Below are 20,140 nucleotides of genomic sequence, written 5' to 3' on the forward strand. Positions count from 1 at the left end.
TCCTTCAAGAAAACGGGAGCCCGACTCGGCAACCGATCGTTTCACGATATGACCCCGCCGTTTCATTGTCAACGTTTCAGCCGCCTGGAGAGCCCATGCCGTTAGCCCATATTTCATGATCGTTATAACGGGGCCGGATCGCCGCTCACTGGCGTGTTCACGCAGGCGGGGGCCGACTCTCGTTGACTCAGGTAACGCCGTTTCCGGCGAACGGCGCAGGCCCACCAGCGCGCGGCGGCGAACCGGCCGCCATCCGGTTCCATACCGTGAACCGGCAGTCTCAGCCGCCAGGGGGTGGAGCCTCCCTACAGGCGGTCAGCGGGTGCGGATGCGCTTGGAGATGTCCTCGCCGGTGCGGGCCACCAGCCGTTCGAACTCACGGCGGCGGTCGTCGTTGACGCGCGACGCGGGGCAGAGCACGCTCAGGGCCGCGACCACATGGCCGCGATCGTCGAACACCGGCGCGCTGACGCCCACCGCGCCGACGACCCGCTCCCCCGCGCTGTACGCCGTCCCGCGCCGGCGTACGGAATCGAGCTCCTGGCGCAGCACCTCAAGGTCGGTGATCGTGCTCGGCGTCATCGGCCGCAGATCGACGGTGCGAAGCACATCTTCCAGCTCGTCGGAGGGCAGGAACGCCAGCAGCACCTTGCCGGCCGATCCGATGTGGATGCCCGTGGCCACGCCCAGCCCGGCGGTGTAGCGGATCGGTTGCGGGCTCGGCAGCTCCTCGATGCACATCCGGGACAGGCCCGCGCGCACGTGCACCGTGATCGTCTCGCCGGTGGCGGCGCGCAGCGCCTTCAGGTCGGTGTCCGCGTCGAACGGGAATCCGGCCCGAAGATCGATGAGGCCGGACATCATGTGGAAGCAGCCAGGACCGAGCCGGTACTCGCCGTTCGACGCCTGCAGCACCATGCCCTTGTTCTTCAAGGTCGTCAGGATGCGGTAGGTGGTGGCCTTGGACAGCAGGGCCGCCGAGCTGATCTCGCTCAACTGCCCGGGCCCGTCACCGAGCGCCATCAGGATGTCCACAGCCCGCGCGACCGATCGGACAGGGGCGACACTCTGCCCCTCGGCCCCCGTCGAGGACGACTCTTCGTCGATTTCGTCCACGTTCACCCCGTCCACGCTCCCCTGCCATCCTGTCCTGCCGCGACGAAGGCGGCTACCACATCCTCGGTGGCAGAGCCGGGACCAAAGTAGCGGTACACACCCGCGTCGAGCATCCTACTGATCTCGTCCGGTTCGTCGATCCCACCCGCGATCACCGGGATGTCCCCGGCGTCGCTCGCGCGCAGCCTGCCGACCAGCCCCGTGGTGAAGTATCCCAGACCGCCGCTGAGGCAGCTCACGCCGATGACGTCGGCGTCCTCCGCGATGGCGGTCGCGACGATGACATCGTTGGGCACCCGCTTGCCCAGGTACACCACCTCGAACCCGCCGTCCCTCAGCGCCCTGGCGATCAGGTTGACGCCCACGTCGTGCCCGTCCAGGCCCACCTTGGCCAGGACCACCCGGAGCGGCCGGGCGGCGGTCACCGGGCGAACCCCCGGCCGGTGGCCTCGATGATCTCCTGCCCGGTGGCCCCGGCCCGCAACGCCGCGACGGTCGGCGGAACCAGGTTGTCCGTGGTGGCGGCCGCGGCCTGCACCTGGTCCAGCGCCGCGCGCACGAGTCGTTGATCACGATCGCGGCGGTGCGCGATCACCCGTTCCCGGGCGGTCTTCTCGACCTGCGCGAAGTCGATCTCACCGGTGCTGTTACCGCCGAACAGCTTCGGACCGTGCGCGCTGCGCAGCATGTTGGCCCCCACCATCGCCCGCTCGCCCCGGGCCAGTTGACGTTGCCGGGTGCCGCGCAGCTCGTCGATGCGGGCGCTGATGTAGCCGTCGTGCAACGCCCCCAGGCCGCCGCCATGATCGTCGATGCGCTGTAGTTCGGCCGTTATGCCCGCCGCGACGTACTCGTCCAGGTGGGCGAGCTTGTGGCTGCCCGCGAGCGGGTCCACGCTGGCCATCGCACCGTGCTCGTAGGCCACGACCTGCATGGTGCGCAACGCCAGCGCCGCCGCGTCGACGGACGGGATGCGCAGCGCCTCGTCGTAGCCGCTGGCGCACAGGTAGTCGACCCCGCCGAGCATCGAACCGAGCACGCTCAGGGTGATCCGGGGGACGTTGACCAGCGGCTCGTCCGCCGACTCCAGCCCGTGCGCGTAGCCCATCAAGGTCATCGCCGGCTGCTCGCGGACCGGCAGGCCGTAGCGCTGTTCGACCAGCTCGGCCCAGACCGTCCGGGCGGTGCGGAACAACGCCGCGGAGACGTAGAGGTCGCTTCGCTCGTTGAGGAAGAACATCATGTGCGTGAGCGCGTCACGTACCGTGTACCCGCGCCCGACCAGCTCGTCCAGGTAGACCTGCGCGTTGGCGAAGGCCATCGCGGTCGCGACGACAGGCCCGGCGCCGGCGACGTCGAGGTGGTTGGAGCACACGGTCAGCGCGGCGCCGGGCAACCGGTTGTCGATGGCGAAGGCGACGCAGTCGCAGGCGATGCGCACCGCCTGTTCCGGCGTGAAGATCTCCGTGCCGCGCGCGGTGAACTCCTTGAGCGGGTCGTTCTGCATGACCAGGCGCACATGGCCCGCGCCCGCATCGGTGAGCACACTGTGCACCATGCCGAGCCCGATGTGCCCGATCGAGTTGGCCAGCAGCCCGACGCTGTCCACCCGGCCGAAGTCCAGCCGGGAGCAGATCTCGGCGAAGTCCGCCAATGTCGTGCAGGAGACCCCGGCACGGCCGACCTGGGCGTGGGCAAGCTCGTGGTCGGGATCGAAGCCGAGCTGGGCGGGCAGGTCCGCGGCCAGCAGGAACGATTCGGCTCCCAGGTCCTGGAGGATCGCCAGCCGCCGGGCCGTCATGTCCGGGGTGCCCAGCCCGGAGTAGACCATGAACCGCGGACGATAGGGCCCGGGGTCGGCGGCGAGCCGGTCGGCCCACTGATCCAATGCGGCCGATCCGCCGCTGCCGTACCTGCGCCGGATCGGCACCTCGCCGTCGTTGGCCCGGGTCAGCACCTCGTCGAGGCGTGCCTTGCCGTCGTCCATGTCAGCCGCCCGTTTCGTCCGACGATACCCTCGTTTCATCTTGCCGTTCGCCGGTCGGCTCCTGCAAGCCCGCGGGTGTGAACCAGTACCGGTCCGCGCTCACCTGCACGATCACCGGACAGGGCAGAGCCTCCGCGTCGTCCAGGCCGAGGATCTGGCCGAACACCACCGGACCGTCGTCGAGCCGTACCTGGCCCAGCATGTAAGGGGCCTCCAGCCCGGGACGGGACACCGTCACGAGGGTGCAGCTCACCAGCGTGCCCGCGCGGGCGAAGGTACCGAGTCGCACGTCGGCGCCACCACAGCGATGACAAACCGCGCGGGCCGGCCACGCCGTGGCGCCGCAGTCCGCGCAGCGGCCCCCGACCAGTGCGCCCGCCGCGAGATCGAAGCGCGGGCGCTCGCCGGTCGGGGCGCGGTCGAGCGCATCTGCTAGGTCCATCGTTGCGTCCGTTCCAGGAGGTGTACGTTGACCGCGGCCGATTCGCCCTCCAGCCAGCCGCCGCTGTTCTGCGCCAGCGCGATGCGCGGCCGGTGAACCTGCCGCTCGCCGGCCTCGCCGCGCAACTGCCAGGTCAGCTCGGCCAACTGGCCGAGCCCGGTGGCCCCGACCGGATGCCCGCGCGAGGCCAGCCCGCCGCTGGGATTGATCGGCAGGCGGCCGTCCAGGGCGGTCGCGCCACTGCGGAAGAAGCGGGCCCCGTCGCCTGGCGGGCAGAAGCCCAGTTGCTCGGCGTAGAGGAGTTCGGCCGGCGCCATGGCATCGTGCACCTCGGCGACATCGACGTCGCCGGGGCCGGCTCCCGCCTGTTCGTAGGCGCGTTGCGCGCACAGGGTCGCACCCGACGGGCCGCCTGCCGGGTCCAGAGTGAAGCCGGACGTGGATGCCGAGGCCAGGACGCGTACCGTCGGGCGTCCGGGCTGCGGCAGCGCCCCGCCGCGGGCCAGCACCACGGCCGCCGCGCCGTCGCAGATCGAACTGCACATCAGCAGGGTGAGTGGGTCGGCGATGGTGCGCGACTCCAGGACCTGGTCCGCGGTGACCTGGACCCGATGCTGGGCGTACGGGTTGCGAGCGCCGTTCGCGTGACTCTTCACCGAGACGTCGGCCAGGTCCTGCCGGGTGATCGACCCGTCGGCGAGCCGTACCCGCAGCCGCATCCCGTACACCGCCGTGAACTGGATGCCCAGACCGGCGACGACGTCGAGGTCGGCGGCCGACTCCAGCGCGTCCAGCGTGCGGGAACGGTCGGCGACGAACATCTTCTCGAACCCGATGGCCAGTACGACGTCGGCCGCGCCGGACCGGATCGCCATGACCGCCTGGGCGAACGCGGTCGAGCCACCCGCGCAGGCGTTCTCGACGTTGACGACCGGCACGCCCTCGATGCCGATCTCGCGCAGCACGGTCTGCCCGCGGACCATCTCCTGGCCCTGCAACATGCCGGCCATCGCGTTGGACGAGTACACCATCTGCACACCCTGCGGCCCGATGCCGGCGTCGAGCAGCGCGCGCAGCCCGGCGACCCGGGCCAGATCCTTGAGGGACCTGCCGGAATGCCGGCCGAACGGGTGCATGCCCACACCGGCGACCACCACGTCCTCAGCCATGGGCCGACTCCGTCGGCTGGCCGGGCCCGTCCAGGGCCGCGCGGATGGCGTTGCGGTCCACCTTGCCATAGGCGTTGCGCGGAATGCGCGGCCAGACCGCCACCCGTCGCGGCACGCGGATCCCCAGCCGCGGCCGGGCGAAGGCCAGCAGCTCATCGACGTCGAGCCGGGCGCCGGCGGACGGGCGTACCACCGCGGTCACCGCCTCCCCCCAGCGCTCGTCCGGCATGCCCAGCACCACGACCTCCTCCACGTCCTGGAAGGCCGCCAGTACGTCCTCGACCTCACGAGGCGCCACGTTGAACCCTCCCGTATTGATCATTTCGTCGCGGCGCCCGCGCAGGTACACGAAGCCGCGTTCGTCGGCGATCGCGAGGTCCTTGGTGCGCAGCCAGCCGTCGCGCAGCACCTCGCCGGTCTCGGCCGGCTTGCCGTGGTAGCCGCTCATCAGATGCTTGCCACGCACGTAGACCTCGCCCAGGTCACCGGGGGCGACGGGGGCTCCATCGCCGTCGCGGATCTCCACCGCGACGCTGAGCCAGGGCCGACCGGCCGACAGGCGCGCCGACGGGTCGAGGTGATCGCGTTTTTGCAGGCAGGTGATGGTGACCGGCGCCTCGGACTGGCCGTAGTCCTGCACGAGTGTGGGGCCGAAGCGCTCCATCGCGAGGTTCAGCAGCGCGGGGGCGATGCCGGACGCGCCGTACACGATGGACTGAAACCCCCAGCCCGCGACGCGCCCGGCGGCAGGCTCGGCGGCCAGAATGGCCTCAAGCATGGTGGGCACGGCTTTCAGGGTGCGCATGGCCGGGTTCTGCGAGAGGTGCCACACCTGTTCGGGATCGAATTGCCGCATGACGTACACGCCCGCGCCGGCCATCAGGTACGGCAGCACGAAGTACCCGGCGCCGTGGGAGATGGGCTGGGTGAGCAGGATCTGCTCGTCGGGGGCGACCGGGCCGACCTCAAGGAGCAGGTTGAGGGCGACCTCCCGGATCGCCCGGTGGGAGAGCATGACCCCCTTGGGGCGGCCGGTGGTGCCGGAGGTGTAGGAGATCCAGGCGATGCCCTCAGGATCGGGGTCGCGGACCCGGGCGTCCGAGGGCGCGTCCGCGACGAGTGAATCGATGCTGTGCCCGCCGCCCGGCCCGTCGGCGACGGCGTCGAAGGCGATGGGCAGCACGCCCGACTCCTCGGCCAGCGCCGCGGCGTGCTCGGCGAACTCGGCCGAATAGAACAGCGCGGCCAGGCCGGCGTCCGCGGCCATGTACCGGAAGTCCTCCAGATGCAGCCGCGCGTTGAGCGCGACGCGCACCCTCCGGCCGAGTGCCAGGGCGACGTCCGCCTCTACGTATTCCGTACGGTTCCCGGACAGGATGCCGACCGCTGCGCCAGGCGGGACGCCCAAGCGGTCCAGCCCGTTCGCCAGGCATTCGCCTCGCCGGATGAGCTGCGCGTGGGTGCGGACGGTCCGGCCGTCGTCGACCGCAAGCGCGTCCGGGTACATCCGGGCGGCTCTGCGCAGTAGGTACGCGATGTCCAGGACGGCCCCCTCGTTTCATTGTGCAGTCTGGCGATTTCGCATAACGATACTGGCGAGTCCGCTCAGGCACAATCGCCGGTCGCGCCCGCCGTGGAGCCAAGCGCCTCCTCGACCGCGGCGCCGACGGCCAGTACCAGGTCCTCCGCGTGCCGGGCCCCGACGATCTGCAACCCCACCGGCAGGCCACGAGAGGTCAGCCCGGCGGGGACGCTGAGCGCCGGTTGCTGTGACAGGCTGAACGGCAAGGTGAAGGGCGTCCACTCCGGCCAACCGCGCGCGGCGCCGCCCGGCGGCACGTCGTGGCCCGCCGCGAACGGCTCGATCGGCACCGTCGGGGTGAGCAGCACGTCGTACTCGCGGTGGAACGCGCCCATCGCGGTACCGATGTCGAGCGCGGCCCGGCGCGCGGCGAGATAGTCGGCGACCGAGTAGCGGGAGCCCGCTTCGATCAGCTCCGCCAGACCTCGATCGATGCCGTGCGGCGAACCGCCCAGTTGCGAATGCAGCAGCGGCGTCATGCCGGTGGACCACAGCACGGTGAAGACGTCCAGCGGGTCGGAGAACGGCGGATCGACCGCCCGGATCTCGACGCCCGCCTCGCCCAGCGCGGTCACCGCGGCCTCGACCACCTTCGCGACCTCGGGCTCGACCTGGGCGTACCCCAGCGTGGCGGAGTAGGCGGCGCGCAGCCCGCGCACCGGGCGCCGCATCCCGGCACGGTAGGAGCCGGTGGGCGGCGGCATCGCGTTCGGGTCGCGGTCGTCGGGGGCGGCCAGAACGTCGAGCAGGGCGGCGACGTCGCCGACGGCCCGCGCCATCGGCCCGGCGCACCCGAGCCGGTCGAGGTCGCTGACCGGGTAGAGGGGGATGCGTCCGTAGGTCGGCTTGAGGCCGACCACCCCGCAGAACGCGGCGGGAATGCGGGTCGAGCCCGCGGCGTCGGTCGCCACCGAGAGCGTTCCCATCCCGGCGGCGAGGGCGGCGCCACTGCCGCCGCTGGATCCCCCCGCGGTCAGGCCGGGATCGATCGGATTCCTGGTCACCCCGTCGATGGGGTTGTCGGTGACCGCCTTCCACCCGAACTCCGGAGTGGTGGTCTTCCCCAGCAGCACGGCGCCCGCCTCGCGCAACCGCGCCGCGACCGGGCTGTCCACCGTCCACGGCTGGTCGGGGTCGACGCGCGGGGAGCCGCGCCGGGTCGGCCAGCCGGCGGTGAGGAACAGGTCCTTGATCGATGCCGGCACTCCGTCCAACGGGCCGAGTGCCGCGCCGTGCCGCCATCGCCGGTGGGACGCTTCGGCCTGGGCGAGTGCGCCGTCCTCGTCCACCAGGCAGTAGGCGCGCAGCGCCGGGTTGTCCTGCCTGATGCGTTCGAGCGCGGCCCGCGTCACGTCGATGGGGCTCACCCGGCCGCTGCGATAGGCCGCGGCCAAGGTGTCGGCCGAGGCACGCACCACCTCTTCGGGCTGCATCGGCGCCTCCTCCCACTAGACCACTAGATGAAATGAAGGTATCGCGATATGGTTTTTTGAAGAAGGGGGTGCAGTGAAGGAGAACGTTCAGGTCTCGCTCGTGCAGTTCAGCAGCGAAATGCTCGCGCCGGAGCGCAACGCCGAGCGGATGGCGGAGCTGGTGCTCGCCGAAGCGAGCGGGCACCGCGCCGAACTGGTGGTCTTCCCCGAACTGAGCAACACCGGATACGTGCAGTCGGCACGCGACGACGACTATGCCCGCCGCCTCTACGCCGCCTCCGAGACGGTGCCCGGTCCGACCACGGAACGGCTGGCCGCCGCGGCCCGGCGGTCCGGAGCGCACGTGGTGGCCGGGATCTCGCAGCGGCACCCGCGGATCCCCGATCTGCTGTACAACGCGGCCGTGCTCATCGATCCGGACGGCGAGATCGCCGGGGTGCAGCACAAGGTGCACGCCTGCCGGGACGAGAAGGAGTACTACGTGCCCGGCGACCGCGTCGCCACCTACCCCACCTCGCTCGGCCGGATCGGGCTGCAACTCTGCTACGACGTGCGGTTTCCCGAACTGGCCCGTGTCCAGGCGCTCGACGGCGCCGAGATCATCCTGTCGCTGTGGGCGGCCGCCGTACAGCCGGGCCGGGTCCCCGAGGGCAGCATCATCGCCCGGTGCGAGACCCGGGCGATGGAGAACGCGCTGTTCTTCGCCGGCTGCAACCGGACCGGCACCGACAACGGCCAGGTCTTCTTCGGGCACAGCGCCATCGCCGGCCCGGATGGCGGCACCCTCGCCGCTTCGGCCAGCGACCGTGAGGAGAGCATCCGCGCCACCCTGGTGGCCGAGCGGCTCTCGGCACAGCGCCGGTACCTGACCCTGTTCCGCGACCGCCGGCCGGAGCTGTACGCACCGATCACCGCGCCGTTGTCGGACCCTGCCACGACCCTGACCGGGACGACCTGACATGATCATGCCGCTGCGACGCGTCGGCCCTCTCGAAGTCAGCGCCCTCGGCCTGGGCTGCATGGCGATGAGCGACTACTACGGCGCCCACGACGAATCCGAATCCCTCGCCACCGTCCACCGCGCGCTGGACCTCGGTGTGACCTTGCTCGACACCGCCGACGCGTACGGGTCGGGCGCGAACGAGGAACTGGTCGGCCGGGCGATCAAGGGCCGCCGCGACCAGGTCGTGCTCGCCACCAAGTTCGGCGTGGTCCGGCACGGCGGCCGGACGACCGGCGTCTGCGGCCGGCCCGACTACGTCCGCTCGGCCTGCGAGGCATCGCTCAGACGCCTCGGCGTCGAGCACATCGACCTGTACCAGCAGCATCGGGTGGACCCGGCCGTACCGATCGAGGACACCGTCGGCGCCCTCGCCGGCCTCGTGGCCGAGGGCAAGGTGCGCCACATCGGCCTCTCGGAGGCCTCCGCGGAGACGATCCGCCGCGCCCACTCGATCCACCCGATCACCACGCTGCAGAACGAATGGTCCCTGTGGTCGCGCGACATCGAAGACGACCAACTTGGAGTGTGCCGCGAGCTGGGCATCGGCATAACGCCCTATTCGCCCCTGGGCCGCGGTTTCCTCACCGGCAAATACCGGTCGGTCGGCGATTTCGACGGCGACGACTTCCGCCGGGTGGCCCAGCCCCGCTTCGCCGAAGAGAATCTGCGGCACAACCTGGCGATCGTCGATGCCCTCACCGAGCAGGCGACACGCCTCGGCATCACCCCGGCCCAGCTCGCCCTGGCCTGGCTGCTCGCCCAGGGCGAGGACGTGGTACCGATCCAGGGCGCGACCACCCGCCCCCACCTCGAAGAGAACCTGACTGCGGCCACGATCACCCTCACCCCCGCCGACATCACAGCCGCCGCCGACGCCGCCCCGGCCGACGCCATCCACGGCGAACGCTACGCACCGGACCGCATGAAGCTACTGGACGATTGAGCGCCACGCGCCTGCCGACCCGCGCCCGGGTTTGCCTAGGGTCACTCCCATGACCGAGCTTGATCGCATTCGCTGGCAGTTCGACATGTCCTGGTCGTTGCTGACCCTGCATCTGGACAAGGTCACCGACGGAGAGGCCCTATGGGAACCGGCCGCCAACTGCTGGACCGTACGCCCCCGGCCTGACGGGACCTGGGCCGCCGACTTCGCCCTGGAAGAACCCGATCCGATCCCCGTGCCGACGATCGGCTGGGTGATGTGGCACATCGGATTGTGGTGGACCGAGACCCACTCCGCCTGCTTCGGCGGCGGCGGGTCCGGCTGGTCGGCGGCGGCTGCGGCGACGCCGTGGCCCGGCACCGCCGGTGCGGCGGTGACCTGGCTGACCGGCTGCCATGACCGCTGGAGTGCCGCGTTGCGGTCGCTGACCGGCGACGACCTCGATTCGACCGAGCGCAGCGCCTGGTTCGGCGACGGCGGCCTGTCGCTCGGGCACGTACTCGCGTGGGTGAACGTCGAACTCACGAAGAACGCGGCCGAGATCGGCAACCTCCGCCTTCTGCACGTCAACCGGGCTTGGCCACCCGGGCGGGCATAGCCGTTGTGCCCTGTCTGTGGCTCCGCTACCTCGCGTGACCCGCCGAAGGAGCGCGGGCGCATCAGCACTGCTCGCCTCAGTGGCCATCTGGTCAACGGCTCGGCAAGAAGGCGTCAGGAAACGTATGGCATGGCGGCTCCGCCGCTGTTACCGTCGATCCAGGAGCGCCGGGAAGTCTGGTCGGCAACGTCATATCGATCTTGGCTTCAGGGGGCGCCCATGCCTGCCGTGCTCATCAGTGGCCTGGTCAAGCGCTACGGCAAGGTCCGCGCGCTGGACGGGCTCGACCTCACCGTACGCACCGGCGAGGTGCACGGATTCCTCGGCCCGAACGGCTCGGGCAAGACCACCACCCTGCGCATCCTGCTCGGCCTGCTGCGCGCCGACGAGGGACGAGCCGTGCTGCTCGGCGGTGACCCCTACCGAGACGCGGTGGAACTGCACCGGCGGCTGGCGTACGTGCCCGGCGATGTCGTCCTGTGGCCCACCCTGTCCGGGGGCGAGGCCATCGACCTGCTCGGGCGGCTGCGCGGCGGCCTCGACCCGCGCCGCAAGGCCACCCTGCTGGAACGCTTCGCCCTGGACCCCACCCGCAAGGGCCGCACCTACTCCACGGGCAACCGCCAGAAGGTGGCCCTGATCGCCGCCCTGGCCTCCGACGTCGAACTGCTCATGCTCGACGAGCCCACCTCCGGGCTCGATCCGCTCATGGAGGCGGTCTTCCGCGAGACCGTCCGCGAAGAGCGCGCGGCGGGCCGTACGGTCCTGCTGTCCAGCCACATCCTGTCGGAGGTGGAGGCCCTCTGCGACCGGGTCACCATCATCCGCGACGGGCGCGCGGTCGAGAGCGGCACGCTCGCCGAGCTGCGCCACCTCACCCGCACCTCGATCAGCGCCGAACTCGACCGGGTCCCCGGCGATCTGGCACGGCTGGAGGGCGTGCACGACCTCACGGCCGACGGCTCGCGGGTCCGGTTCCACATCGACACCGAACACCTGGACAAGGCGCTGAAGCTGCTGACGGAGTCCGGGGTACGCGGGCTGACGTGCCGGCCGCCCACGCTGGAGGAGCTGTTCCTGCGGCACTACGAGGCCGGGCGATGACCGGCACGCTGACGCTGGCGCGGCTGGCGCTGCGCCGGGAGCGCGTACCCGTGCTCGCCTGGATCGCCGTCATCAGCATGATGGTCGTGGCCGGCGCCTCGGCGATCGCCGAGCTGTACCCGCAGGCGGCCCAGCGCCTCGCGCTCGGGGTCACCGTCGGTTCCACGCCCGCGTTACAGGCGCTGACCGGGCCCGTCTTCGATCCCACCTCGGTGGGCGGGCTGACCGCCTGGCGGGTGACCACGATGGCCTCGGTGCTGGCCGCGCTGATGAGCATCCTCATCGTGACCCGGCACACCCGGGCCGAGGAGGAGGCGGGCAGGGCCGAGCTGGTCGGAGCCTGCCCGGTCGGCCGGCACGCGATGCCCGCCGCGGCGGTGCTCATGGCCGCGGGCGCCAACCTGCTGACCGGCGTGCTCATCACGCTCGGACTCGCCGGGCAGGGACTGCCCACCGCCGGCGCGCTCGCCTTCGGCGCGGCGGTGAGCGGGGCCGGGTGGACCTTCACCGGGGTCGCCATCGTCGCGGGCCAACTGACGGCGCACGCCCGTACGGCCAACGCCATCGCGGTCGCGACCCTGGGCGCGGCCTTCCTGCTGCGCGCCCTCGGCGACGCGGCGCGGATCGAAGCGCTGTCCTGGCTGTCCCCGCTCGGCTGGGCCCAGCGGGTACGCGCCTTCGCCGGCGAACGCTGGTGGGTGGTGGCCCTGTTCGCGGCGAGCGGCCTGATCCTGGTCGCGGCGGCGGCCCTGCTGGCCAGGCGACGCGACCTGGGGGCGGGGTTCGTCGTTCCGCGTCCGGGCCCGCACGAGGCCGCCGCCTGGCTGCAGAGCCCGGTCGCGCTGGCCTGGCGGCTGCAACGCGGGACCCTGCTGGGCTGGACGGCGGCATTCGCCGTCGCGGGCGCGCTGTTCGGCGTCCTGGCCCACAGTGTCGGCGACGTCGTACGCGACAACCCGCAACTGGCCGACCTGCTCTCCCGGATGGGCGGCGGGGCCGATGTGATGACCGATACGTTCCTGGCCGCCGAGCTGGGCGTACTCGGCCTGGTCGCGGGCGGCTACGCCGTCCAGGCCACGCTGCGATTGCACGGCGAGGAGTCCGCGATCCGCGCCGACCCCGTGCTGGCCACTGCCGTCCCCCGCCGGCGCTGGGCCGCCGGCCACCTGGGCATCGCGCTGGCCGGCAGCGCCGCCGTGCTGGCCGTCGCCGGCCTGGCCGCCGGGCTCGGCCACGGCATCGTGATCGGCGACCCGGCCGGGCAGGTTCTGCGGCTGCTGGGCGCCGCACTCGTCCAGGTGCCCGCCACCTGGACCTTGGCCGGGATCGCCATGCTGCTGTTCGGGCTGCTCCCCCGGCTGACCGGGCTCGCCTGGACCGCGCTGATCACCTTCGCCCTGCTCGGTCAGCTCGGCGAACTACTGCGGCTGGATGACTGGATCCAGGGCCTGTCGCCCTTCGCCCATGTGCCACCGGCCCTGACCGGACCGGTGGACCCGGCCCCGCTGCTGGGGCTCGGCGCTGTCACCACGGCGCTCGCCGTGGCCGGGCTCCTCGCCTTCCAGCGGCGCGACCTGCGCGGAAACTGACAGTGCGCGCTCAGGCGGCGATCCGGGCTGGCCTGCCGATGATGTGCGGATACAGGCCGATGTAGCGGGCGAAGTCGTCCGCCGTGAAGAACCGGCCCGTGCAGAACTCGGTGTCGTTGACATCCTGGTAGTAGGGCAGGTCGTCGTTGACGGCGAGCAGCGCGCGGGTGTGCACGGTGGTGGGGCGGCCGGGTGAACCAACCCATCCCGAGGATAGGGCACGCCGGCCGAACCGCCCGCGACGGGCTACGTAGGGGGCCGCTCGGCGACGCGGCTTCGTCCGCGGAACTCGGCGATCACTGCGTCGTCGCCCTCGCGGCGGACGGTGACGTCGTAGATGCCGTTGCGGCCGAACCGGGTGCGCTCCTCCGCGTACGCGACCAGCACGTCGCCGAGCCGGGCGGGGGCGACGAAGGAGATCTCCGCCCCCGCGGCGACGGTCACGGGCCCGTGGCTGTTACAGGCGCAGGCGAACGTGGTGTCGGCGAGCAGGAAGACGTAGCCGCCGTGCGCGATCCCATGCCCGTTCACCATCGTTTCGCCGATCGTCATCCGGGCCCGCGCGCGCCCCTCCCCCGCCTCGGCCACTTCGATGCCGAGCGCGCCGGACGCCTTGTCGGCGTCGAGCATCCGCGCGACCGGGGCGGCGATGTCCTTCGTGGCACGATTCACGCTCTCCCACCTTGCTTACTTACCGAATGGTTGGTTATTAATGTGATGCCAAGTAAAGCAGCCGCCCGCGGGCGGTCAAAGCCGCACAGGTGACGCCAGAACGCGTCGCCCGCCGTCACGCACGGCGCTCCCATCGTCTCGGAGGTCTCATGCAGGTGTTTCTCGTCGACGGGGTGCGCACCCCGCAGGGCCGCTACGGCGGCGCGCTCGCCCAGGTCCGCCCCGACGACCTGGCCGGGCTGGTGGTGGCCGGGGCGGTACGGCGCGCGGGCGTACCCGCGGACGCGGTGGACGAGGTGATCCTCGGAGCCGCCAACCAGGCGGGTGAGGACAACCGCAACATCGCCAGGATGGCCGTGCTGCTCGCGGGGCTGCCGGACGAGGTGCCCGGCCACACGGTCAACCGGCTGTGCGCGAGCGGGCTGACCGCGGTCGCGAACGCGGCGCAGGCGATCCGTGCGGGCGAGGCCGACGTCGTCGTGGCGGGCGGCGTGGAGTCGATGACCCGTGCGCCGTGGGTGCTCGCCAAGCCCGGCACCCCGTGGGCCAGGCCGGGAGAGGTCAGTGACACCGCTCTGGGCTGGCGGTTCACCAACCCGGAATTCGCCCGGGCCGATCGCGAGGTCCCCGCGGGCGCGGGCCCGGAGACCCGCAAGATCACGCTGTCGATGGGCGAGACGGCCGAGGAGGTCGCCGCGCTCGACGGGATCACGCGTGCGGAGTCCGACGCGTACGCGCTGCGCAGCCACATGCGCGCGATCGACGCGATCGACGCGGGCCGCTTCGCGCCGGAGGTCGTGCCCGTCCCCGTGGGCGACGGCGAGGTGGCCGTCGACGAAGGGCCGCGCCGCGGCACCACGGCCGAGCGGCTGGCCGCCCTGAAGCCGGTCTTCCGCGCGGGCGGGATCGTCACCGCGGGCTCATCATCGTCGCTGTCGGACGGCGCGGCGGCGCTCGTGCTGGCGAGCGAGGACGCGGTACACCGCCACGGACTCACGCCACGGGCGCGCGTGGTGACGAGCGCCGCGGCCGGTGTCGCGCCGAACCTCATGGGCCTCGGGCCCGTACCGGCGACCCATAAGGTCCTCGGCCGCGCGGGATGGAGCATCGACGATCTGGACGCCGTCGAGCTGAACGAGGCCTTCGCCGCGCAGAGCCTCGCCGTCATCCGCAGGCTGAAACTGCCCGAGGAGATCGTCAACGCCGAGGGCGGCGCGATCGCGCTCGGACATCCCCTCGGATGCTCGGGCGCGCGCATCCTGGTGACCCTGCTCGGCCGGCTGGAGCGCACAGGCGGCGCCCGCGGCCTGGCGACACTGTGCGTCGGCGTGGGCCAGGGCGTTTCCATGCTGGTGGAACGCGTGTGATGGCGATCGGGCGCCATTCCGAGTCCGCACCCGGCCAGCCTCCGCCGCCGACGTCACTGCCGAGGAGGGTCCTCTGTGGCGGCCTGCGTACGCAGAACGCGGGACAGCAGGGCCTCTTCAAGGTCACGAAGGGGGAAGCTCGCATCTTCGGCGGCCAGGGACAGGCCGCCGCGGATGCCGGCGAGCAGGAGTAGGCGGTCGCCCTCGGGGTCGGGCGAACGGCAATCCCGCAGGGCCTGGTCCAGGGAGTCGAGGAGGTCGGCCGATTCCTCATCGGCCTGGGCGGCGCGCAGCACTTCGACCTCCTTGGGAGAGGCGTCCAGGCCCAGCAGCGCCGACCGGACCAGCAGGCGCAATGTGGTGGCCGGTTCCGCGTCACGGTGGGCGGCCAGTGCGGCCCGGGTCCGGTCGCGCCAGCCGTTGGCCACGTCCAGGAGCAGGCCGTCCTTGCTGCCGAAGTAGTGCGAGGGCAGCCCACCGGCCACTCCGGCCCGCGCGGCGACCTGCCGCAGGGTGGTGGCGTGGTAGCCCTGCTCGGCCATCAGCAGCACCGCCGCCTTGCGGATGCGGGCGCGGGTCCGGCCCGCCCACCACCAGCACCGTCGGCACATCGCGATGGCAGGCCGAGCGGTTGGACGGCGAGCGGTTCGACAAGGTCTTGTTCGTCGATGTCGACATGAGGGAACTGGCCGACCGCGGGGCCGTCTTCAACGAGTGCACCTTCCGTGGCGTGCGCTTCAACGTGTCCTCACATGAGAACGCCGCGTTCATCAACTGCACGTTCATCCGCTGTTCGTTCTTCGACGCGGTCTTCAGGGACTGCAAGCTCATCGGCGGCATGTTCGACGGCTGTACCTACGGCCTGCTGACGGTCGAGGGCGGCGCGGTCATCGACCCCGCGCAGGCCACCGTGCTCGTCACCGCACTGGGCATGCGGGTGCGCCCCGAAGCGGACGACGAACCGGGGGTACCCCGCCCTGCGGCCCGCGGTTGAAGGCGACCGCCCACCGTGCGGCGGTCACATCACCACAGGTCCTAACGTTGGTCCATGTCCCACATGCCATCACGGGTCGAACTGCGCCCACTCACCCTCTCCGACCAGGACGAGTTCTGCTCGCTCGCGCAGGCCAGCACCGAGCTGCACCTGCCATGGATGCGGTTGCCCGCGACCGCGGAGGAGTTCCAGAACTGGATGCGCCGCTTCGACGATGGCACCGACCTGGGCTTTCTCATCCGTGTCCGGGAGACCGGCGCAGCCGCCGGCATGGTCAACATCAACTCGATCATCCGGGGCCGCTACCAGGGCGCGTCCCTCGGCTACGCGGCCTTCGCCCCGTTCGCAGGACAGGGGTACATGACCGACGGGCTCACCGTCGCCCTGCGGCACGCCTTCACCGACCTGCGGCTCCACCGGCTGGAGGCCAACATTCAGCCAGAGAACAGAGCGTCCCTGGCCCTGGCCCGGCGCCTGGGCTTCCGTTACGAGGGACTGTCGCCCGCCTACCTCTACATCGACGGCGCCTGGCGCGACCATGAACGCTGGTCCATCACCGCACCGAACCCATGGAAACCTGATCCTTCCCTTCCCGAGGTGTGAGCCCTCATGACGCCATCGCCGGCCCGCTCGGCAGGTTCCGGCCGCGACCGCTGAGGCCGGCCGGCCTCAGTCCCAGGTCAGGAACCGATAGTGCAGCCCGGTCGAAGACTCCTGCCACGCCCCCACGGAGTCCGGTGAGCGTCCAACCTCGGGGGCGCGCGTGTCACCTTCGAAGGACTCCTCGATCTCGGTGACGACGATTCGGTCCGCGATGGGCAGTGTCGCCCGATACACGGTCGCGCCACCGATCACCCACACGTCCTCGGACGCCGCGGCGAGCGCCTGCTTCAGGTCGGGGAACGTCTCCACGCCCTCCTGCGGCGTGCGCGACAGCACAAGATTTCGCCTGCCCGGCAGCGGCCGGAACTGCGGCGGCAACGACTCCCACGTAAGGCGGCCCATGAGCACGGTCGTGCCCGCGGTCAGGGAGCGGAAGTGCTTCAGGTCCTCCGGCAGGTGCCACGGCAGCATGCCGTCGCGGCCGATGACGCCGTTCGCCGACTGCGCCCAGACCAGCCCGATCACACCGCCACCTGTGCCCTGATGGCAGGGTGCGGGTGATAGCCGTCGAGGGTGATGTGCTCGTAGGTGTAGTCGAACAGGCTGCCCGCCGGCTTCAGGCCCAGCCTGGGGAACGGCCGCGCCTCGCGTGCGAGCTGCGTGCGGACCTGCTCCTCGTGATTGTCGTAGATGTGACAGTCGCCCCCGGTCCAGACGAAGTCACCGACGTCAAGGCCCACCTGCTCGGCGATCATGTGCGTCAGCAGGGCGTAGCTCGCGATATTGAACGGCACGCCGAGGAACAGGTCCGCGCTTCGCTGGTAGAGCTGGCAGGACAGCTTGCCCTCGGCGACGTAGAACTGGAAGAACGCGTGGCAGGGCGGCAGCGCCATCCGCGGGATGTCGGCGACGTTCCACGCGGACACGATGATCCGCCGAGAGTCGGGATTCTCGCGCAGCGTGCGCAGCACCTCGCTGATCTGGTCGACATGCCCGCCGTCCGGGGTCGGCCACGACCGCCACTGCACGCCATAGATCGGGCCGAGATCACCGTCCGGCGCCGCCCACTCGTCCCAGATCGTGACGCCATTGTCCCGGAGCCACGTCACGTTCGCGTCGCCGCGGAGGAACCACAGCAGCTCATAGGCGATCGAGCGGAAGTGGACCTTCTTCGTCGTGATCAGCGGAAAGCCGTCGGACAGCCGGTAGCGCAACTGGTGGCCGAAGATCGACCGCGTCCCCGTACCGGTGCGGTCCTCCTTACGGGCGCCCGTGTCGAGCACGTGGCGGAGCAGATCTTCGTACTGCGTGTCCGGCATGCCCGCAAGCCTAACCAAGGGGCCCGGAGTGCCCGGCCACCGCGGTCAGGAGTTCGCCGGCCGCCGGCACCTGAACGCTGATCGTCGCCCCCGACCCGGAGATCCTTGTCCGCGGCCCCTCCGCCTGGGGGCAGAACCATGATCAGGTGCCGCTCAGCCGACCGGCCGCCTCCTGCACCGGGCGGGCGATCACCTTCATCACCTTCACCCGCCTGCCCGGTGGGCAGAACGTGAAGCCCACCATGCGGCCTGCCTGCGGTTCGCCGCCGAGGGGACGGCGGGGAGCGTTCACAGTTTCTTGAGCGCGGCCTCGATCTCGTCCACCGCGCCGAGCGCGAAGGTGTAGGAGGCGATGATGTAGTGCTTCACCGGGAAGGCGCGGCCCGCCTTCACCGCGGGCACGTCCTTCCACAGCTCGTTCTTCAGCAGTTCTTGGGTGGGCGGCGTGGCCGTGCCCTCGAACTGGCCCGCGTACAGCACCACCGTGCAGTCGTTGAGGACGTCGAGTTCTTCGTAGCTCTTCTCGACGAAGCCGGACTCATCGGCGGGAATGCCCGCGCCGATCTTCAGGCCGAGGTCGCGCATCACCGTCAGGAGCGGCGAGCCCAGGTACACCTTGCCGCCCTGCCCGCCGCTGAGCGAGACCCAGGTCGAGCCCTCGATCTGCTTGCGGTAGGTGGCCGACACCTCCTCAAGGCGCGCCTGATACCTCTGCTTGGCGGCGGTGAGCCGGTCCTCCCGGTTCACCGCTTTGGCGATCTTGGCGATCTGCTGGTGCCAGAGCGCGCCGCTGTCGGCCCAGTTGAAGAACGCCACCGGGGCGATGGTGGCGAGCGGCGTGGTCTTGTCCTTGTAGAACTGGTCCAGGATCAGGTCGGGCTTGAGGGCGGCGATGGCCTGGGCGTTGGGCGCCCCGGCGGCGCCGATGGTCTTGACGTCCTTGAGCCGCTCGTACGCGGCGGCGGGCATCAGGGTCTTCTGGGCCGTACCGTCCGGCACTCCCACGGGGACCAATCCGAGGTCGAGCAGCATCAGGGCGTCGTAGTTGACGGTCGCGATCACCCGCTCGGGATGCTCGGGAACGGTGACCGTGCCGTTGTCGGTGGCGATCTGCCGACCCACGGCCTTACCGGCGCCACCGGCCTCGGCGGTGTCCCCCTGCCCGCTCACGCCGCACGCGGTCAGTCCGAGAGTGGCCGCCGCGGCGGCGACCCCGCCCAGGAAGCCTCTGCGGCCGAGGGTGGCCGGCATGGCGTCCGGATATGGCATGTCCCGTCTCCTCCGTAGGGGTCGGGTACGTGGCGCACCCGCAACGATGGTTAGGCTTGCCTAACTTATAGCCCCCATGCGGACCGCCGGCCGATCGGGGCCCTAGTAGCGAGGAGATCACGAGATGAGCGGGCCAATCGCCGGACGCGCCCCCCACGGCCGCAATCCGGGACGGCTTCACGTCACCACGGTGCACGCGGTGCGTCACCTCACCCCCCGAATGGTCCGCATCACCTTCGCCGAGCCCGGCCTCGGCGGGTTACTCAGCAACGGCACCGACCAGCACGTGGCGCTGTACTTCTACGAGCCGCACGTCACCCTGCCGCGCCCCTTCACCACCGAGGCGGCGCGTGACCTGCTCCCGGTCGCCCGGCCGCGGCTTCGCCGCTACACCATCCGTCACCACCGCCCCGACCTCGGCGAGGTCGACATGGACTTCGTCCTGCACGGCGGCGACCAGCTCGCCTCCGGCTGGGCCGCCCGGGCCCGCCCCGGCGACGAGGCCATCTGGTTCGGTCCCAGCCCGGCGTACCCGCTCGATCCCGAGGTGTGCTGGAGCGTCCTGCTCGGCGACGAGACGGCGATCCCGGCCATCGCCGTCATCCTTTCGGAACTGCCCGCCGGGCACCCGGTGACCGTACTGCTCGAAGTCGCCGACCCGGACGAGGAACTCCCCCTCCCCACCGCCGCCGACGCCCAGGTGACGTGGCTGCACCGCCGGGGCCGGCCCGCCGGGCGGCTACTGGCCGAGCACGCCATGGAGCTGCCGCTGCCCCCCGGGCGCGGGCGGATCTGGGGCGGCGCGGAGCGCGAGGTCATCCGCGGACTGCGGCGTCACTTCATCGAGGGGCGGGGGGTGGACCGCGCCGACACCCGTCTCACGGCCTACTGGACGAAGGGCGTGACCCAGGACAGCGAGGTCTGACCCGCCCACTCCCCCCTCACCCGAA

General features: G+C 71.3%; 23 protein-coding genes. 9 read left to right on the forward strand and 14 right to left on the reverse strand.

The window, feature by feature from the left end; all coding sequences use genetic code 11:
• Positions 1 to 315: 315 nt before the first annotated feature.
• The 7 genes from ACH34R_RS21615 to ACH34R_RS21645 all read right to left on the reverse strand — a co-directional run bounded on the left by ACH34R_RS21615 (position 316) and on the right by ACH34R_RS21645 (position 7,729).
• Entirely contained in the window at positions 316 to 1,122 is an 807-nt protein-coding gene (locus ACH34R_RS21615; RefSeq protein WP_397563262.1) for an IclR family transcriptional regulator, read from the reverse strand.
• A complete protein-coding gene (locus ACH34R_RS21620; protein WP_397563263.1) occupies positions 1,119 to 1,541 on the reverse strand; it encodes a cobalamin B12-binding domain-containing protein in 423 nt (140 codons plus the stop codon). Before ACH34R_RS21620 ends, ACH34R_RS21615 begins: the two co-directional genes overlap by 4 nt.
• Positions 1,538 to 3,103, reverse strand: coding sequence for a methylmalonyl-CoA mutase family protein (locus ACH34R_RS21625; protein ID WP_397563264.1), 1,566 nt, complete (start codon positions 3,101 to 3,103; stop codon positions 1,538 to 1,540). The genes ACH34R_RS21620 and ACH34R_RS21625 overlap by 4 nt, the downstream gene beginning before the upstream one ends.
• 1 nt (position 3,104) lies before the next feature.
• Positions 3,105 to 3,545, reverse strand: coding sequence for a Zn-ribbon domain-containing OB-fold protein (locus tag ACH34R_RS21630; RefSeq protein ID WP_397563265.1), 441 nt, complete (start codon positions 3,543 to 3,545; stop codon positions 3,105 to 3,107).
• A complete protein-coding gene (locus ACH34R_RS21635; RefSeq protein WP_397563266.1) occupies positions 3,536 to 4,714 on the reverse strand; it encodes a thiolase family protein in 1,179 nt (392 codons plus the stop codon). The genes ACH34R_RS21630 and ACH34R_RS21635 overlap by 10 nt, the downstream gene beginning before the upstream one ends.
• A complete protein-coding gene (locus ACH34R_RS21640) occupies positions 4,707 to 6,257 on the reverse strand; it encodes an AMP-binding protein (protein ID WP_397563391.1) in 1,551 nt (516 codons plus the stop codon). Before ACH34R_RS21640 ends, ACH34R_RS21635 begins: the two co-directional genes overlap by 8 nt.
• A 62-nt stretch (positions 6,258 to 6,319) precedes the next feature.
• Positions 6,320 to 7,729 carry an amidase gene (locus ACH34R_RS21645; RefSeq protein WP_397563267.1) on the reverse strand — a complete coding sequence of 470 codons (1,410 nt, stop codon included), beginning with the start codon at positions 7,727 to 7,729 and terminating at the stop codon, positions 6,320 to 6,322.
• Between the two features lie 73 nt (positions 7,730 to 7,802).
• Between ACH34R_RS21645 and ACH34R_RS21650 the strand changes: the two genes are divergently transcribed.
• The 5 genes from ACH34R_RS21650 (at position 7,803) to ACH34R_RS21670 (ending at position 12,966) form a co-directional block, all read left to right on the forward strand.
• Positions 7,803 to 8,687: a carbon-nitrogen hydrolase family protein gene (locus ACH34R_RS21650; protein ID WP_397563268.1), complete on the forward strand. Its 885-nt coding sequence runs from the start codon at positions 7,803 to 7,805 to the stop codon at positions 8,685 to 8,687.
• A 1-nt stretch (position 8,688) separates the two neighbouring features.
• Complete coding sequence (locus ACH34R_RS21655) at positions 8,689 to 9,675, forward strand: aldo/keto reductase (protein WP_397563269.1); 987 nt, start codon at positions 8,689 to 8,691, stop codon at positions 9,673 to 9,675.
• 49 nt (positions 9,676 to 9,724) lie between these two features.
• On the forward strand, positions 9,725 to 10,273 hold the full coding sequence (locus ACH34R_RS21660) for a DinB family protein (RefSeq protein ID WP_397563270.1): 549 nt from the start codon (positions 9,725 to 9,727) through the stop codon (positions 10,271 to 10,273).
• Between the two features lie 219 nt (positions 10,274 to 10,492).
• Positions 10,493 to 11,377: an ATP-binding cassette domain-containing protein gene (locus ACH34R_RS21665; protein ID WP_397563271.1), complete on the forward strand. Its 885-nt coding sequence runs from the start codon at positions 10,493 to 10,495 to the stop codon at positions 11,375 to 11,377.
• Positions 11,374 to 12,966, forward strand: coding sequence for an ABC transporter permease (locus tag ACH34R_RS21670; protein ID WP_397563272.1), 1,593 nt, complete (start codon positions 11,374 to 11,376; stop codon positions 12,964 to 12,966). Before ACH34R_RS21665 ends, ACH34R_RS21670 begins: the two co-directional genes overlap by 4 nt.
• Positions 12,967 to 12,976: 10 nt before the next feature.
• Here ACH34R_RS21670 and ACH34R_RS21675 read toward each other — a convergent pair whose 3' ends face one another.
• Both ACH34R_RS21675 and paaI read right to left on the reverse strand, forming a co-directional pair.
• Positions 12,977 to 13,141 carry a hypothetical protein gene (locus ACH34R_RS21675; RefSeq protein WP_397563273.1) on the reverse strand — a complete coding sequence of 55 codons (165 nt, stop codon included), beginning with the start codon at positions 13,139 to 13,141 and terminating at the stop codon, positions 12,977 to 12,979.
• 71 nt (positions 13,142 to 13,212) lie between these two features.
• Complete coding sequence (gene paaI, locus ACH34R_RS21680) at positions 13,213 to 13,596, reverse strand: hydroxyphenylacetyl-CoA thioesterase PaaI (protein ID WP_397563392.1); 384 nt, start codon at positions 13,594 to 13,596, stop codon at positions 13,213 to 13,215.
• 191 nt (positions 13,597 to 13,787) lie between these two features.
• Here paaI and ACH34R_RS21685 point away from each other — a divergent pair, with 191 nt between their 5' ends.
• The gene (locus ACH34R_RS21685; RefSeq protein ID WP_397563274.1) at positions 13,788 to 15,005 is read left to right on the forward strand and encodes a thiolase family protein; all 1,218 of its coding nucleotides are present in this window, start codon (positions 13,788 to 13,790) and stop codon (positions 15,003 to 15,005) included.
• A 53-nt stretch (positions 15,006 to 15,058) separates the two neighbouring features.
• On the opposite strand, the gene ACH34R_RS21690 is transcribed toward ACH34R_RS21685, so the two are convergent.
• On the reverse strand, positions 15,059 to 15,616 hold the full coding sequence (locus ACH34R_RS21690; protein WP_397563275.1) for a TetR/AcrR family transcriptional regulator: 558 nt from the start codon (positions 15,614 to 15,616) through the stop codon (positions 15,059 to 15,061).
• 20 nt (positions 15,617 to 15,636) lie between these two features.
• On the opposite strand from ACH34R_RS21690, the gene ACH34R_RS21695 reads away from it, so the two are divergent.
• Both ACH34R_RS21695 and ACH34R_RS21700 read left to right on the forward strand, forming a co-directional pair.
• On the forward strand, positions 15,637 to 15,999 hold the full coding sequence (locus ACH34R_RS21695) for a pentapeptide repeat-containing protein (RefSeq protein ID WP_397563276.1): 363 nt from the start codon (positions 15,637 to 15,639) through the stop codon (positions 15,997 to 15,999).
• A gap of 54 nt (positions 16,000 to 16,053) precedes the next feature.
• Complete coding sequence (locus tag ACH34R_RS21700; protein ID WP_397563277.1) at positions 16,054 to 16,602, forward strand: GNAT family N-acetyltransferase; 549 nt, start codon at positions 16,054 to 16,056, stop codon at positions 16,600 to 16,602.
• A gap of 66 nt (positions 16,603 to 16,668) precedes the next feature.
• Here the strand turns inward: ACH34R_RS21700 and ACH34R_RS21705 are convergent, their stop codons facing one another.
• From ACH34R_RS21705 to ACH34R_RS21720, 4 genes are all read right to left on the reverse strand, one after another.
• Positions 16,669 to 17,127 carry a dihydrofolate reductase gene (locus ACH34R_RS21705; RefSeq protein WP_397563278.1) on the reverse strand — a complete coding sequence of 153 codons (459 nt, stop codon included), beginning with the start codon at positions 17,125 to 17,127 and terminating at the stop codon, positions 16,669 to 16,671.
• Positions 17,124 to 17,921, reverse strand: a complete 798-nt coding sequence (locus ACH34R_RS21710; RefSeq protein ID WP_397563279.1) for a thymidylate synthase — start codon at positions 17,919 to 17,921, stop codon at positions 17,124 to 17,126. Before ACH34R_RS21710 ends, ACH34R_RS21705 begins: the two co-directional genes overlap by 4 nt.
• 142 nt (positions 17,922 to 18,063) lie before the next feature.
• On the reverse strand, positions 18,064 to 18,213 hold the full coding sequence (locus ACH34R_RS21715; RefSeq protein WP_397563280.1) for a hypothetical protein: 150 nt from the start codon (positions 18,211 to 18,213) through the stop codon (positions 18,064 to 18,066).
• Positions 18,210 to 19,190 carry an ABC transporter substrate-binding protein gene (locus tag ACH34R_RS21720; protein WP_397563281.1) on the reverse strand — a complete coding sequence of 327 codons (981 nt, stop codon included), beginning with the start codon at positions 19,188 to 19,190 and terminating at the stop codon, positions 18,210 to 18,212. Before ACH34R_RS21720 ends, ACH34R_RS21715 begins: the two co-directional genes overlap by 4 nt.
• 124 nt (positions 19,191 to 19,314) lie before the next feature.
• Here ACH34R_RS21720 and ACH34R_RS21725 point away from each other — a divergent pair, with 124 nt between their 5' ends.
• Complete coding sequence (locus ACH34R_RS21725) at positions 19,315 to 20,115, forward strand: siderophore-interacting protein (protein WP_397563282.1); 801 nt, start codon at positions 19,315 to 19,317, stop codon at positions 20,113 to 20,115.
• Positions 20,116 to 20,140 lie beyond the last annotated feature (25 nt).

The sequence above is a fragment of the Spongiactinospora sp. 9N601 genome (assembly GCF_044326295.1).
GTDB lineage: Bacteria > Actinomycetota > Actinomycetes > Streptosporangiales > Streptosporangiaceae > Spongiactinospora > Spongiactinospora gelatinilytica.